This window comes from Mangrovicoccus sp. HB161399 (assembly GCF_013184745.1).
Classification (GTDB): domain Bacteria; phylum Pseudomonadota; class Alphaproteobacteria; order Rhodobacterales; family Rhodobacteraceae; genus Mangrovicoccus.
The window spans coordinates 1-12298 of sequence record NZ_JAATVU010000045.1 but is presented as its reverse complement, the minus strand read 5'-3'; the positions used below and the strand labels follow the sequence as shown (position 1 = coordinate 12298).

Below are 12298 nucleotides of genomic sequence, written 5' to 3'. Positions count from 1 at the left end.
CGTTTGTAAAGTCCATCGCACGAGGATAAATTGGCGGCAAAAGATTCCTCCGTTTCTCCGGCATCACATGTCGCGATCATCATGGACGGCAACGGCCGCTGGGCCAAGAGCCGGGGGAAGCCGCGGTTGTACGGGCACAAGATGGGCGCGCGCCGCGTGCGCGAGGTCGTCGAGGCCTGCCCCGACCACGGCGTGCGCTACCTGACGCTCTATGCCTTCTCGACCGAGAACTGGAAGCGCGCGCCGGCCGAGGTTGCGGGGCTGATGGCGCTGTTCCGGCAGTTCATCCGCGCCGAGATGGCCGATCTGGTGAGGGACGGCGTGCGCGTGCGCTTCATCGGCGACCGCCGCCCGCTGAATTCGAAGCTGCGGCGCCTGATGGGCGAACTGGAGCAGGCGACCGCCCGCAACGACACGCTGCACCTGACCGTGGCGCTGAACTACGGCGCCCGCGACGAGCTGGCCCGCGCCGCCGCGCGCATGGCCGCCGATGTCGCTGCGGGCGAGATCTGCGCCGACACGGTCGATGCCGACAGCCTGCGTCCCTATCTCGACACCGCCGACCTGCCGGATCCCGACCTGGTGATCCGCACCTCGGGCGAGACCCGGATCTCGAACTTCCTGCTCTGGCAGGCCGCCTATTCGGAATTCGAGTTCACGCCGGTCTACTGGCCGGATTTCGGCCGCAGCGAGCTGGGCAGCATCCTCGAGAATTTCGGCACCCGCGAACGCCGCTTCGGGGCCGTGCTGACATGAACGACCCTGCCAGGACCGCGCCGGGATCGAAGATGGCCGATCTCGGTCCCCGGCTCCTGTCCGGGCTGGTGCTGGCAGGGGCGGGCATCGCGGTGGTCACGGTGGGCGGTCCGGTGCTGGCGGTCTTCGTCGCCATTGCCGTCGGGCTGATGGTCTGGGAACTGGCGCGGATGTGCGGCTCGGGCGAGGCGGGCATCCTTGCCGCCGTCGCCGGGGTCTCCTCGCTGCTGGCGATGCTGCTGCCCGAGGGCTGGGGCGTGCCCTTCCTGATCCTTCCCGCCTTCGTCGGCATCTCCCGGCTCGTCCACCGCAAGATGACCTTCGCCATCTTCTCGGTGCTGATGCTGCTGGCAGGCTTCGGCCTCGTCCATGTGCGCGGCGATTTCGGCCCGGCCTGGATGGCCTGGCTGATCCTCGTCGTCGTGGTCACGGATGTCTTCGGCTATTTCGCCGGCCGGCTGATCGGAGGGCCGAAATTCTGGCCGAAGATCAGCCCGAAGAAGACCTGGTCCGGCACCGTCGCGGGCTGGATCGGCGCCGCGCTGGTCGGCTGGGGGGCGATTTCGCTGCTCGGCGGCGGCAACGAGGTGATCGGGCTGTCCATCGGCCTGTCGATGGCCTCGCAGCTCGGCGACATCGCCGAAAGCGCGCTGAAGCGCCGGGCAGGCGTCAAGGACAGCTCCAACCTGATCCCCGGCCATGGCGGGCTGTTCGACCGCTTCGATGGCATGCTGGGCGCGACAGTGCTGTTCCTGATGGTGGAGCAGGTGGTGGGCTTCCCGCCCGCGCCCTGGGGATAGGCAATGCGCAGGATTTCCATTTTCGGCGCGACGGGCTCGATCGGCGACAGCACGGTCGACCTGATCCGCCGCGATCCGGAGAGCTACCGCGTGGTGGCGCTGACCGGCGGCGGCAACATTGCCAAGCTGGCCGCCCTGGCGCGCGAATTCCGCGCCGAGATCGCGGTCACGGCCTATCCCGAACGGCTGGCCGAACTTCGCGTGCTGCTGGCGGGCACGCAGACCGAGGCCGCGGCCGGGCCGCAGGCGCTGCTGGAGGCGGCGGACCGTCCGGCGGACTGGATCATGTCGGCCATCGTCGGCGCCGCCGGGCTGCCGCCGGGGCTGCGCGCGCTGCGCCACGGCACGACGCTGGCGCTGGCCAACAAGGAAAGCCTGGTCTGCGCCGGGCCGCTGCTGATGGAGACCGCGCGCCGCCACGGCGCCACTATCCTGCCGGTCGACAGCGAGCATTCGGCGGTCTTCCAGGCGCTGCAGGCCGAGGACTTGTCCTCGGTGGAGCGGGTGATCATCACCGCCTCGGGAGGGGCCTTCCGCGACTGGCCGCTCGAGGATCTGCCCGGCGCGACGCTGGCGCAGGCGTCGAGCCATCCCAACTGGGCCATGGGCCAGCGCATCACCATCGACAGCGCCTCGATGTTCAACAAGGCGCTGGAACTGATCGAGACCCGCGAATTCTTCGGCATCGACCCGGCGAAGATCGAGGCCGTAGTCCATCCCGAGAGCATCATCCACGCGATGGTCGCCCACAATGACGGCGGCATCCTGGCGCATCTGGGCGCGCCCGACATGCGCCACGCGATCGGCTATGCGCTCAACTGGCCCGAGCGCCGCGCGCTTCCCGTCGAGCGGCTGGATTTCGTCAAGCTCGGCAGCCTGACCTTCCGCCCGGCCTGCGAGACGCGCTATCCCGCGCTTCGGCTGGCGCGCGAGGTGATGGCGGCGGGCGGGCTGCATGGCGCGGCCTTCAACGGCGCCAAGGAACGCGCGCTCGACCATTTCATCGCCGGGCGCATCCGCTTCACGGAAATGTCCGATGTCGTGGCGCGCGTTCTCGAAGATTTGGCCGCGGGCAGCGCGCTCTCCGGTCCGGTCACCCTTGAAGAGGTGACCCGCGTGGACCAAATTGCCCGGGATACCGCGGACGCGGCGCTCAGGCTCGGCGAAGCCGCGCACTGACGGACGCGGAACACGGACAAGAAAGGCTAAGGCGTGGACCTGATCGGGCTGATCCCTCAATTCGGCAATCTCATCTGGACGATTGCCGCCTTCGTGGTCGCGCTGTCGGTCATCGTCGCCATCCATGAATACGGGCACTACATCGTCGGCCGCTGGTCGGGTATCCACGCCGAGGTGTTCAGCCTGGGCTTCGGGCCGCGCATCGCGTCCTGGCGCGACAAGCGCGGCACGCTGTGGCAGATCTCCGCGCTGCCGCTGGGCGGCTACGTCAAGTTTCTCGGAGATGCCGATCCGGCAAGCGCCGGCAGGGACGGCGGCTTCGAGCAGATGGATGCCGCGACGCTGAGGAAGACCATGCATGCCGCGCCCCTCTGGGCGCGTTCCGCCACGGTGGCGGCGGGGCCGGTCTTCAACTTCGTGCTGTCGGTCGTGCTCTTCGCCGGGGTGATCCTGTGGCAGGGCCAGGCGACCGATCCTCTGACCATCGACACGCTGCGGCCGATGCCGCCCGCGGTGCAGAGCCTGGAACCCGGCGACGAGCTGCTGGAAATCAACGGAGCCAAGGTGCCGGAACTGGCCGGGTTCGACAGCTTCGTCTCGACCCTGCCCAAGGCGCCGGAGCTCGACTACACCGTTCTGCGCGGCGGGCGCCAGGTCGATGCCATCGGGCCCTATCCCTATCCGCCGCTGGTGTCCTCGGTCAGCCCGAAATCGGCGGCAATGGATGCCGGGCTGGAAAGCGGCGACTACATCCTGTCGGTCGACGGGACGCCGATTTCCTCCTTCGACGACCTGCGCGACGCGGTGACGGTCTCGGCAGGCGAGCCGCTGACGCTGGAGATCTGGCGCGGCGGCGATACCTTCCCGGTCGAGCTGGCGCCGCGCCAGACCGACATGCCGACCGCCGACGGCGGCTTCGAGACGCGTTACCTGATCGGCGTGACCGGCGGGCTGTTCTTCGATCCGGTGACCGAAATGCCGGGACCGTTCTCTGCGGTCGCCATCGGCGCGGGGCAGGTGGCCTTCATCGTGGAACAGAGCCTCTCGGGCCTGTGGCACATGATCACCGGCGCGATCTCGTCCTGCAACCTCTCCGGCCCGATCGGCATCGCCGAGACCTCGGGCGCGGCGGCAAGCCAGGGTCTCGACAGCTTCATTTGGTTCCTCGCCGTGCTGTCCACTGCGGTCGGCATGATGAACCTCTTTCCGATTCCGGTTCTCGACGGCGGACACCTGGTGTTCTTCGCCTACGAGGCGGTCGCGGGCCGTCCGCCGTCCGATCGCGCGCTGCGTGTGCTGATGGCCGGCGGCCTGGCGCTGATCCTCGGGCTGATGGCCTTTGCGCTGACCAACGACATCTTCTGCTGAAGAAATGGCCGCACCCCCATCATGATGGGGGCCGGCCGGCCACAGCCACAAAAAATGGCACCCCCGAAACCGCAAGCCGTTTTGACAAGCACGCCGCCACGGTCTACGGACGGGACAAGGCAAGAAACGGTTCGAGGTGGGCATGGCGCGGCAGCAGGACAGGCGGAGCGGTCTCCGGAACAGTGTGGCATGGAGCATGACGGCCTGGCTCGCGGTTTCCGCGCCGCTGGCCACCATGCCGGTCGGAGCGGTGCTCGCCCAGGAGGCCGGGCGGAGCCTGTCGCGCATCGAGGTCGAGGGCAACCTCCGGGTCGATGACAGCTCGGTCCTGACCTATGCCGGGATCGGCACGGGCACGCCGCTGACCACCGGCCAGATCAACGCCGCCTACCAGCGGATCATGGGGTCGGGCCTGTTCGAGACGGTCGATTTCGACCTCTCCGGCACCGTGCTGACCATCACCGTCAAGGAATTCCCGACGGTCAACCAGATCTCGATCGAAGGCAACCGCCGGATCGACGACGACGTGCTGATGCCGCTGCTGACCACCAAGTCGCGCCGCGTCTACAGCCCCTCGGATGCCGAGAACGACGCCCGCACCATCGCCGAGGCCTACCGCCAGGCCGGGCGGCTGGGCGCCATCGTGACGCCGCGGATCATTCCGCGCAGCCAGAACCGCGTCGACCTGGTCTTCGAGGTCACCGAGAGCGCCGTGGTCGAGGTCGAGCGCATCGCCTTCGTCGGCAACAAGAGCTTCACCGACCGCCGGCTGCGCAACGTGCTTGGCACCAAGCAGGCCGGGCTGTTCCGCGCGCTCGTTGCCCGCGACAGCTATGTCGAGGACCGCATCGCCTATGACCGGCAGGTGCTGACCGACTTCTACCGCGCCCGCGGCTTCGTCGATTTCGAGGTGACCTCGGTCTCCACCGAATTCTCGCGCGAGCGCAACGCGTTCTTCATCACGTTCAATGTGCGCGAGGGCCAGCAATACCGCTTCGGCAAGGTCGGGCTGGCCTCCGAGGTGCCCGAGATCGAAGCCGCCGCCTTCGACGGCATCGTCCGCACGAAGCCCGGGCAGCTCTATTCGCCGGTGCGCATCGACGACGGCATCGCGCGGCTCGAGCGCAAGGCGATCATGGACGGCTACGACTTCATCCGGGTCGATCCGCGCATCCAGCGCAACCCGGAAACCCAGACGCTGGACCTGACCTACACGCTGACCCGCGGCCCGCGCATCTTCGTCGAGCGGATCGACATCGAGGGCAACTCCTCGACCCGCGACGAGGTGATCCGCCGCCAGTTCGACACGGTCGAGGGCGACCCCTTCAACCCGCGCGAGATCCGCAACGCCGCCTCGCGCATCCGCGCGCTGAACTTCTTCTCCAAGGCCGACGTGCAGCCGCGCGACGGCACCGCGCCCGACCGCGTCATCATCGACGTGAATGTCGACGAGCAGCCCACCGGCCAGATCGGCTTCGGCATCAACTACTCGGTCGGCGACGGCTTCGGCGGCACGTTCAACCTGTCCGAGCGCAACTTCCTCGGCCGCGGCCAGCAGCTGTCCTTCTCGGTCTCGGGCGGCGTCGACAACGCCGCGGGCAGCCTGCGCTTCACCGAGCCCGCGCTTCTGGGCCGGGACGTGTCAGGCACGATGGAGGCCTTCTACACCTCGACCGACCAGTGGAGCTCCGACTACAGCACCCGGGAAATCGGCATCCAGCCCTCGCTGGGCTTCAATCTCAGCGACTATTCCCGCCTCAGCGTCCGCTACCGGCTGGCGCAGGAGGACCTCTACGACGTCGATACCGGCACCGAGGGCACCAGCGACAACGGCAGCTCGATCATCCTGCAAGAGGAAGAGGGCGACCGGCTGACCAGCTCGATCGGCTACACCTACACCTTCGACACCCGCCGCGTCGGCATCAACCCGGATGCGGGCATCCGCTTCCAGTTCTCCCAGGACCTCGCGGGGCTCGGCGGCGACAGCGACTACATCCGCACCACCGCCTCGCTGCTCGGCGAGACCAAGCTGATGGGCACCGACCTGAACCTGCGCGCCGAACTTCAGGGCGGGGCGATCGCCGCGCTGAACGGCCAGGACACGCGGATCATCGACCGCTTCGGCGCGGGGCGCCGGGTCCGCGGCTTCGACCGCAACGGCTTCGGCCCGCGTGACCTGACGGCCACCAACGAGGACGCGCTCGGCGGCAACTACTACACCGCGCTGCGCACCGAGATGGACTTTCCGCTGGGCCTGCCCGAGGAATACGGCGTCCGCGGCGGCGTGTTCTTCGATACCGGCTCGGTCTGGGGACTGGACAACACCCAGGGCACCGAGGGCGAAGTGGATGACAGCTTCCACCTGCGGGCGGTGCTGGGCGCGTCGCTGTTCTGGACCACGCCGCTGGGGCCGCTGCGCTTCGACTTCACCAGGGCGGTGATGAAGGAAGACTATGACGAAGAGCAGAACTTCGACTTCTCGATCTCGACGAAATTCTGAGGCCGCGCTGCTCCTCGGCCTGCTTCTGGCAGCCGGGGGCGCCGCGGCGCAGGAGGATGCGCCGGCCACGGCCGTCCCCCCGGCGGCGCCCGCCGGGAGCCTGGCGGCAGCCGTCCCGCAGGCGGCGCCGAGCCCGGTGCTGACCCTGAACCAGGAGGCGATGTTCTCGCAGAGCGCGCTCGGCAAGCGGATCGTCGCCGAGCTGGAGCGCGACCGCAACGCGCTGGCCGCCGAGAACCGCCGCATAGAGGCCGAGCTGACCGCCGAGGAGCAGGAGCTGACCGACCGGCGCGGGGCGACGCCCGCCGCCGAATTCGAGAAGCTCGCCGCGGATTTCGACGAGAAGGTCCAGCGCCTGCGCCAGGAGCAGGACCGCAAGGCGCGGAACCTGCAGCAGCGGCTCGACACCGAGCGGCAGAACTTCGTCAACCGCGCGGCGCCGATCCTCGCCGAGATCGCCCAGGACCGCGGCGCGCAGGTGATCCTCGACAACACCGTCGTGCTGATGGCCTTCGACGTGGTCGACATCACCGAGGAGGCGGTGAAGCGGCTCGACGCGGAAATCGGCAACGGCGCCAGCTCGCTCGGCCCGGCCGAGCCCAGCCCCGAGCTGCGCCCGACGCCGCGGATGCTGCGGCCGATGGCGGTGCCCGGGCAGGGCGGCTCGGCACAGGACGGCGACTGAGCCGCTTGCCCCGCTGCGCGCCGCTTGCTAACCCCTTGGCCCAAGCGCATCTGATCCCGAAGACAGGACGACCATGACCGATTGCCCCGCCACCGCCGATATCGACCTGATCCAGAAGGTGATCCCGCACCGCTACCCGTTCCTGCTGGTGGACCGGGTGAAGGACATCGTGGCGTCGAAATCCGCGACCGGCATCAAGAACGTCACCATGAACGAGCCGCAGTTCACCGGCCATTTCCCGGCGACCCCGATCTTCCCGGGCGTGCTGCAGATCGAGGCGCTGGCCCAGACAGCCTCCGTGCTGGTCGGCCTGTCGCTCGACCTCGTGGGCAAGAACGCGCTGGTCTATTTCATGGGCGTCGACAAGTGCAAGTTCCGCCGCAAGGTGACACCGGGCGACCAGCTGATGCTGTCGGTCGAGGCGCTGCGTGGCGGCGGCAAGGTGTGGAAATTCAAGGGCGTGGCTTCGGTCGACGGCGAAACCGCCTGCGAATGCGAATTCATGGCCATGATCGACGTCCCCAAGGAGTGATCTCTTGAGCATCCACCAAACCGCGCAGGTCCATCCTTCGGCCGTGGTCGAACCCGGCGCCGAGATCGGCGCGGGCGCCATCGTCGGCCCGTTCTCCCTTGTCGGGCCCAAGGTCGTGCTCGGCCCCGGCGTGCACCTGAAGAGCCATGCCGTCGTCACCGGCCTGACCGAGGTGGGCGAGGACACGGTGATCTTCCCCGGCGCAGTGGTGGGCGAGATCCCGCAGGACCTGAAGTTCAAGGGCGAGGAAACCCGCCTTGTCGTCGGCAAGCGCAACCGCATCCGCGAGGGCGTGACGATGAACACCGGCACCGAGGGCGGCGGCGGGATCACCCAGGTGGGCGACGACTGCCTGTTCATGACCGGCTCCCATGTCGGCCATGACGTGATCGTCGGCAACCGGGTGATCATGGCCAACCAGGCCGCTCTGGCCGGGCATTGCCGGATCGATGACGACGTGATCATCGGCGGGCTCTCGGGCATCCACCAATGGGTGCGCATCGGCAAGGGCGCGATCATCGGCGCAGTCACGATGGTGACCAACGACGTGATCCCCTACGGGCTGGTGCAGGCGCCGCGCGGCGAGCTGGACGGGCTAAACCTGGTGGGGCTGAAGCGCAAGGGCGTGGCACGCTCGGACATCACCGCGCTGCGCGCCGCCTACCAGATGCTGGCCCAGGGCGAGGGCGCCTTCCTCGACCGGGCCCGCAGGCTCGCAGACGAAACCGAGAGCCAGTATGTGCGCGACATCGTCGAGTTCATCCTCGGTCAGACCGACCGGTCCTTCCTGACCCCGCGCTGAGCCGGTGGCCGGTCCCCTTGGCATCATCGCCGGGCAGGGCGGCCTTCCCGTCGCGCTGGCCGGTGCGGTCGCCGCCTCCGGGCGCGGCGTGGTGCTGGCCGAGATGGAGGGCCATCCCTCCGGCGTTCCCGGAAACCATCCGGTCGTGCCCTTCCGTGTCGAGCGCCTCGGCGCGCTGTTCCGCGGGCTGCGCGCCCATGGGGTCGAGGAGGTTGCGATGGCCGGCATCCTCCACCGCCCCGATTTCGATCCCCGCCGCTTCGACCTGAAGACCCTGCGGCTGGTGCCGCGCATCTTCCGCGGGCTGAAGGCGGGAGACGACGCGCTGCTGCGGATGGTGATCGCGATCTTCGAGGAGAACGGGTTCCGCATCCGCGGCGCGCATGAATTCCTGCCGGACTTCGTCGCCTCCGCCGGTGCCATGACCCGGAATGCCCCCTCGGAGGCACAGGCTCGCGACGCAGAGCGCGGCCGCGCCATCCTGTCGGCCATAGGCGCCCAGGACGTGGCGCAGGCCTGTGTCGTGGCGCGCGGGCTATGCCTCGGCATCGAGTCGATCTACGGCACCGACGCGCTGCTGTCGGACGTGGCGCGCCACCGCCCCGAGCGCCGCCCCGAGACCGGGGGCACCTTCGTCAAGGTCGCCAAGCCCGGGCAGGAGATGCGCGCCGACATGCCGGTGATCGGTCCCGCGACCGTGGCCGGGGTTGCCGCGGCGGGGCTCGACGGCATCTGTCTCGAAGCGGGCCGCGTGATGGTGCTCGATGCGGGCGAGGCGGTCCGGCTGGCGGAAGAGAAGGGGATCAGCATATGGGCGATCTGAGCGCGCCGCCGCCGCGGCTGTTCCTGCTGGCGGGCGAGCCGTCCGGAGACGCGCTCGGCGGCGCGCTGGCGGCCGGGCTGCGCGATCTCGTGCCGGGCATCCGGTTCGACGGCGTGGCCGGTCCGCTGATGCAGGCGGCGGGCGTGCCGAGCCTCTTCCCGATGGACGAGCTCAGCGTCATGGGGCTGGCCGAGGTTCTGCCGCGCTACATGGACCTGCGGCGGCGGCTGCACGAAACGGCCGAGCATGTCGTAGCCACGAAGCCCGATGCGCTGGTCACCATCGATGCACCGGATTTCTCGCTGCGGGTGGCGAAGCTGGTGAAGGCGAAGGCGCCGGAAATCCGCACGATCCACTATGTCGCCCCGTCGGTCTGGGCCTGGCGGCCGGGCCGGGCGAAGAAGATGGCGCAGATGATCGACCAGGTGCTGGCGCTGCTGCCCTTCGAGCCGCCCTTCATGGAGGCCGAAGGGATGCGCTGCGATTTTGTCGGCCACCCGGTCGCGGCCGAACAGCAGCCCGGGCCGGAGGCGGCGCGCCGCTTCCGCACCAGCCACGGCATCGCGCCGGATGCGCCGCTGGTGCTGGTGCTTCCGGGCTCGCGCAAGGGCGAGGTCTCGCGGCTGGCGCCGATCTTCGGTCCGGCCATTGCCGGGGTGGCCGCGAAGGAGCCGCGGGCGCGCTTCGTGCTGCCCGCCGCCGCGCCGGTGGCCGATTTGGTGCGCGAGGTGACGGCCGGCTGGACGGTCAAGCCGCTGATCCTCGATCCGACCCGCGGCAGCACGCTGATGGAGAAAGCCGCCGCCTTCGCCGCCGCGGATGCCGCGCTGGCCGCGTCCGGCACGGTGAGCCTGGAACTGGCCGCCACCGACACGCCGATGGTGATCGCCTATACCTTCACGCGCCTCACCAACGCGATCATGAAGCGCATGGCGCTGATCGACACGGTGACGCTGGTGAACCTGGTCTCGGAAAGCCGCGTGGTGCCGGAATTCCTGATGGAGAACTGCCGCCCCGAGCCGATCGCCGAGGCGCTGCTGCAGGTGCTTGCCGATGCGGGGCCGCAGCGCGAGGCGGCGCGGCTGACGATGGAGCGGCTGGGGCGCGGCGGCCCGCCGCCCGGGCTGAGGGCGGCGCGGGCGGTGCTCGACGGCATCGGCCATCCTGCCGCCTGACCGCGGAATTTGCGACGCTGGTCCTGACCGGGGCGCTCAGCCATGATGGCATGGATGCCCCCTCTCGCCCGGAATGGAAACGTTGGTGCAACCGGAGCGGCAGATTGCCATGAGAGGAGATTGAACATTCCAGAACCCATTGCCCTTGTCGTGCTGGACATCGCCAAGTCCGTCTTTCAGGTCCACGCCGCCGACTGCGAGGGCAAGCCGGTCTCGCGCAGGAAGCTCAAGCGCGAGGAGGTGGAGCCGTTCTTCAGGGCGTTGCCGCCTTGCCAGATCGGCCTCGAAGCCTGTCCCGGCAGCATTGCTGGGCCCGGACTCTCCGGAGCCTCGGCCACGACGTGAGCTGCTGCCCGCGCAATATGTCCGGCCTTACGTCAAGGCGAACAAGAACGATGCGGCGGACGCGGAAGCTATCTGCGAGGCCATGACCCGGCCGTCCATGCGCTTCGCGCCCGTCAAGGAGGAGAGCAAGCAGGAAATCCTGGCGATGCATCGCGTGCGGGAGATGCTAATCCGGCAGCGCACGCAGGCGATCAACGGGATCCGTGGCCACCTGGCGGAATTCGGCGTTGTCGGGCCTCGGCGCGCCCATCGCGTGAAGCTTCTGGTCGACGTGATCGGGGACGAGGAAGACACCCGCCTGCCCATGGCTGCGCGGCAGGCGCTGCCCTATCTCGTCGAGCAGCTCGAGCAGGTTGCCGAAAAGCTGGCATCCATCGACAAGGGGCACGTTTCCCTCGCCGCGCAGGACGAGGCCTGCAAGCGGATCATGACGATCCCGGGCGTCGGCGTCGTCAAAGCGACGGCAATCGTCGCATCGGCCCGCGCCGCGGACGACTATAAGTCCGGCCGCCACTTGGCGGCCTGGCGGAGCCTCGTGCCGCGGCAGCATTCCACAGCCTGCGTCGATCGTCTCGGCGGGATCAGCAAGCGCGGCAATGGCTACCTGCGCCGCCTGCTGATCCACGGCAGCAGGTCGATCATGCGCTGGCGGAGAAAATCCTGGACGTGGCTCGCCCGGCTGCGTGGCCGACGCCCGGCAAATGTTGCCACGGTCCCGGTCGCGAACAAGACAGCGCGCGGGATCTGGGCCATGCTCAAGTATGGCGGCGTCTACGGCACGCCGATGCGGAACGCAGTATCCGCCCCGCCGGACTTGCAGTTCCCCGCAAGTTGATGCGGTGAATTGGTTCGCCTGCCAGCCCTGGCCCTGGCGGCGGCGATAGGGTCATGAGCCGCCATGCGGCACCGGATGCGCGGGGTGCGGGCCTGGCACGGAGCCGGGTGGAACCGGAGGCCGCCGGGAGCGGTCCGGGGGACGGGCGGCTGGACCGCAGGCTCGGGGCGATGCCCGGGGCCCTAGGGGAGCGGCCGGGGAAGCCGCTGCCCGCGGCGGTCCGGGACCGGCCGGACGCCGAGGCGCCCGCCGGTTCCTCTCCGGCGGGACTGCCAGCGGAGACGGGATCCCCGGGGGGCATTCCGCGGCGTCCGCCCTGCGCATCCGGGCCGCCGGCGGTCCCGTCCCGATCCTGCAGGACGCCACGGAAGTCAACTTCAGGCGCGGCCCCGGAGAAGGCCGGGCTCGCCCTCCCGGCCGGGCACAAGCTGGAGGACGGCCGCCGCGGGAAGCGCGCCGCCTGCGGGGTCCGGATGCATGCCGACCCGGCGGCCGCGC

At 69.3% G+C, this 12298-nt stretch carries 12 protein-coding genes; all 12 read left to right on the top strand.

The window, feature by feature from the left end; all coding sequences use genetic code 11:
- Positions 1–30 precede the first annotated feature (30 nt).
- The 12 genes from uppS (at position 31) to HCC78_RS21115 (ending at position 11800) form a co-directional block, all read left to right on the top strand.
- Entirely contained in the window at positions 31–756 is a 726-nt protein-coding gene (gene uppS, locus HCC78_RS21165; RefSeq protein WP_256368312.1) for a polyprenyl diphosphate synthase, read from the top strand.
- Positions 753–1556 (top strand): phosphatidate cytidylyltransferase, encoded by an 804-nt coding sequence (locus tag HCC78_RS21160; RefSeq protein ID WP_172330789.1) that lies wholly within the window; start codon positions 753–755, stop codon positions 1554–1556. Before uppS ends, HCC78_RS21160 begins: the two co-directional genes overlap by 4 nt.
- Positions 1557–1559: 3 nt before the next feature.
- Complete coding sequence (gene dxr, locus HCC78_RS21155; RefSeq protein WP_172330788.1) at positions 1560–2735, top strand: 1-deoxy-D-xylulose-5-phosphate reductoisomerase; 1176 nt, start codon at positions 1560–1562, stop codon at positions 2733–2735.
- A gap of 33 nt (positions 2736–2768) precedes the next feature.
- On the top strand, positions 2769–4103 hold the full coding sequence (rseP, locus tag HCC78_RS21150) for an RIP metalloprotease RseP (protein ID WP_172330787.1): 1335 nt from the start codon (positions 2769–2771) through the stop codon (positions 4101–4103).
- A 196-nt stretch (positions 4104–4299) separates the two neighbouring features.
- Positions 4300–6603 carry an outer membrane protein assembly factor BamA gene (gene bamA, locus HCC78_RS21145; protein ID WP_253949289.1) on the top strand — a complete coding sequence of 768 codons (2304 nt, stop codon included), beginning with the start codon at positions 4300–4302 and terminating at the stop codon, positions 6601–6603.
- A complete protein-coding gene (locus HCC78_RS21140; protein ID WP_172330785.1) occupies positions 6557–7288 on the top strand; it encodes an OmpH family outer membrane protein in 732 nt (243 codons plus the stop codon). Before bamA ends, HCC78_RS21140 begins: the two co-directional genes overlap by 47 nt.
- A gap of 73 nt (positions 7289–7361) precedes the next feature.
- A complete protein-coding gene (fabZ, locus tag HCC78_RS21135; protein ID WP_172330784.1) occupies positions 7362–7820 on the top strand; it encodes a 3-hydroxyacyl-ACP dehydratase FabZ in 459 nt (152 codons plus the stop codon).
- 4 nt (positions 7821–7824) lie between these two features.
- On the top strand, positions 7825–8622 hold the full coding sequence (gene lpxA, locus HCC78_RS21130; protein WP_172330783.1) for an acyl-ACP--UDP-N-acetylglucosamine O-acyltransferase: 798 nt from the start codon (positions 7825–7827) through the stop codon (positions 8620–8622).
- Between the two features lie 4 nt (positions 8623–8626).
- On the top strand, positions 8627–9445 hold the full coding sequence (locus HCC78_RS34930; protein WP_371743876.1) for an LpxI family protein: 819 nt from the start codon (positions 8627–8629) through the stop codon (positions 9443–9445).
- On the top strand, positions 9433–10620 hold the full coding sequence (gene lpxB, locus HCC78_RS21120; protein WP_172330782.1) for a lipid-A-disaccharide synthase: 1188 nt from the start codon (positions 9433–9435) through the stop codon (positions 10618–10620). Before HCC78_RS34930 ends, lpxB begins: the two co-directional genes overlap by 13 nt.
- A 120-nt stretch (positions 10621–10740) precedes the next feature.
- Positions 10741–10965 carry a hypothetical protein gene (locus HCC78_RS33885; protein WP_253949288.1) on the top strand — a complete coding sequence of 75 codons (225 nt, stop codon included), beginning with the start codon at positions 10741–10743 and terminating at the stop codon, positions 10963–10965.
- Positions 10925–11800 carry an IS110 family transposase gene (locus tag HCC78_RS21115; protein WP_253949287.1) on the top strand — a complete coding sequence of 292 codons (876 nt, stop codon included), beginning with the start codon at positions 10925–10927 and terminating at the stop codon, positions 11798–11800. The genes HCC78_RS33885 and HCC78_RS21115 overlap by 41 nt, the downstream gene beginning before the upstream one ends.
- Positions 11801–12298 lie beyond the last annotated feature (498 nt).

Coding starts and splice junctions, on each gene's coding strand:
- HCC78_RS21140 (WP_172330785.1), top strand. CDS start 6,557: ATGACGAAGAGCAGAACTTCGACTTCTCGATCTCGACGAAATTCTGAG.
- dxr (WP_172330788.1), top strand. CDS start 1,560: ATGCGCAGGATTTCCATTTTCGGCGCGACGGGCTCGATCGGCGACAGC.
- bamA (WP_253949289.1), top strand. CDS start 4,300: ATGACGGCCTGGCTCGCGGTTTCCGCGCCGCTGGCCACCATGCCGGTC.
- HCC78_RS21160 (WP_172330789.1), top strand. CDS start 753: ATGAACGACCCTGCCAGGACCGCGCCGGGATCGAAGATGGCCGATCTC.
- lpxB (WP_172330782.1), top strand. CDS start 9,433: ATGGGCGATCTGAGCGCGCCGCCGCCGCGGCTGTTCCTGCTGGCGGGC.
- fabZ (WP_172330784.1), top strand. CDS start 7,362: ATGACCGATTGCCCCGCCACCGCCGATATCGACCTGATCCAGAAGGTG.